The 1,974-nt window shown below is 70.3% G+C and carries 2 protein-coding genes; both read right to left on the reverse strand.

What is annotated here, in order from left to right; genetic code table 11:
* Positions 1 to 706, reverse strand: a 706-nt coding sequence (locus PROKR_RS18295) for an FAD-dependent monooxygenase (RefSeq protein WP_036965500.1), incomplete at its 3' end; no start/stop codon positions are given.
* A gap of 255 nt (positions 707 to 961) precedes the next feature.
* Positions 962 to 1,432: an HNH endonuclease gene (locus tag PROKR_RS18300; protein ID WP_036965502.1), complete on the reverse strand. Its 471-nt coding sequence runs from the start codon at positions 1,430 to 1,432 to the stop codon at positions 962 to 964.
* Positions 1,433 to 1,974: the final 542 nt, after the last annotated feature.

Raw genomic sequence — 1,974 nt, forward strand, 5'->3', positions numbered from 1 at the left:
GCTCACGCAGCTCGTCCAGGGTCGGTGGGACCGTGCGGTCCTCGGCCACGCCGTCGGCCGGGGCGCCGACCCGGTACAGGTCGTCCCCGAGCGGGATGGCGCCGAAGTTCTTGTGGGTCGTGCGCACCTCGGTCACGACGGCCTCGATCGTCGCGGGTGACTCCGCCAGCCGCACCTCGCCCAGGAGCGTCTCCTGCCGGCTGGGCTCGCCGGGGAACCCGATGCCGAGCAGCCTGCGCACGGTGCTGCGGCCGCCGTCGCACCCCACGAGGTAGCGGGCGGCGAGGCGCGCGCCGTCGGCCAGCTCGACGCGGACGCCGTCGTCGTCCTGGCTGAGCCCGGTCACCTCGTGGCCGTACCGCACCTCGACGCCCAGCTCGGCGGCTCGCTCACGCAGCAGGCGCTCGGTGACCGGCTGCGGCACTCCCAGGACGTACGGGTGCGAGGTGTCCAGTCCGGTGGGCGCCGGCTTGGTGATACCCGCGAAGGAGCCGAGGGGGTAGCGCTTGCCCAGGGGCAGGAACCGGTCCAGCAGGCCGCGCTGGTCCAGGATCTCCAGGGTGCGCGCGTGCAGACCCAGCCCCCGGACCACCCGGGAGGGCTCGGCGTCCTTCTCCAGCACGACCACGGACACGCCCTGCAGCCGCAGCTCGCACGCCAGCAGCACGCCGGTCGGCCCGCCCCCGGCCACGATCACGTCACTCATGTCGCACCCCCCGTTCCGTCAGGCGCGAAAAGCCGTGACGGTCGACGATTCTGCGACAGCACCAGGGTCTTGCCGCAAGGCCCCCCGGTCGCTATATGTTGAAAGTGGCAGGAGGTGTGCCCCCACACCGAGCTCACCGCGGCACTCATGGAGCCGGTGTAGGGGTCACCAGCAAGTGATCGGTAAAAGGTCAGGTGATCGGCAACTCGAGTTGCCGATCACCTGACCTTTTACCGATCGCTCGCGCGCCCCGGCCTAAGCCGCGCGCGCCGCTCTGTGCCGGATGGTGCGGGCGTAGTCCGCGCGTGGGACGTGCGGCGTCACGTGGAGCACCATGCCGGCCTCGGCCGGGGTGCGGTCCGCCTTGTGCGAGTTGCACTCGTAGCAGGCGGCCACGAGGTTCATCCACGTCGAGGGCCCGCCACGGGACCGCGGCAGGATGTGGTCCACGGTCTCGGCGGGGCCGCCGCAGTAGGCGCACAGGCCGTCGCGACGCTTCACGCCGAGCTTGGTGCACGCGGGCGCCCCGCCCGACTTGTAGAGCCACCGCATCGTCACGTACCGGACCAGCCGCAGCACGCGCGGTAAGGGGAACGGCCCGAAGGAGCGGCCGTCGACCGCCTCCTCCACGACCGCGACCTCGCGCACGAGCATGTGGATGGCGTGCCGGACCGATACCCGGTGCAGCGGCTCGTAGCCGGCATTGAGGACTAGGACGTCGGCCACGGGCCTGCTCCTTCCGGTGAGCTTGTCGTCTCGGTTCTTCTTGTCCTTCGGATGGTGCTCGGGGTGCTGCGCTCCTGGGCCCGGGACGACAAGAGCCGCCCGGGAACAGGGGTCCCGAGGCGGCTCACGTTCACTGGTCCGGCAGAGCCGGATCAGGAGCGTATGGCGCCCCGGATGGCCTCGCGGCCGTCCCAGAGGTGCTGCGCTGTGGTCGGGAGAGACGAGGCGGTGGCGGCACTGGCCTTGCTCAGGCCTGCGGCCCGGTGCGTGATGCTCGTGCGAACCATCGTGGATCTCGTCCTTTCCCGTTTCTTGAAGTGGCTGGTGAAGTTGCTGTTCGAGTGCTGCCCGGCGGTATCCGAGACGCGGGGCAGGCGGTCACTGACACACAACCTGCCGCCACGGCGCGGAGTCCGTGTGTGAAGAAAGGTACAACGAGGACTTGACAGCGTCTATGGCTTTTCCGGAACTGCAACCCAAGGATGCATCAAGGAACCGGCGTGGCGCGTCTCCACGGCGTGTCGCGCCGTCGAGACGCGCCA

Origin of the sequence: Promicromonospora kroppenstedtii DSM 19349, from assembly GCF_000515355.1 — a bacterium.
Lineage (GTDB): Bacteria > Actinomycetota > Actinomycetes > Actinomycetales > Cellulomonadaceae > Promicromonospora > Promicromonospora kroppenstedtii.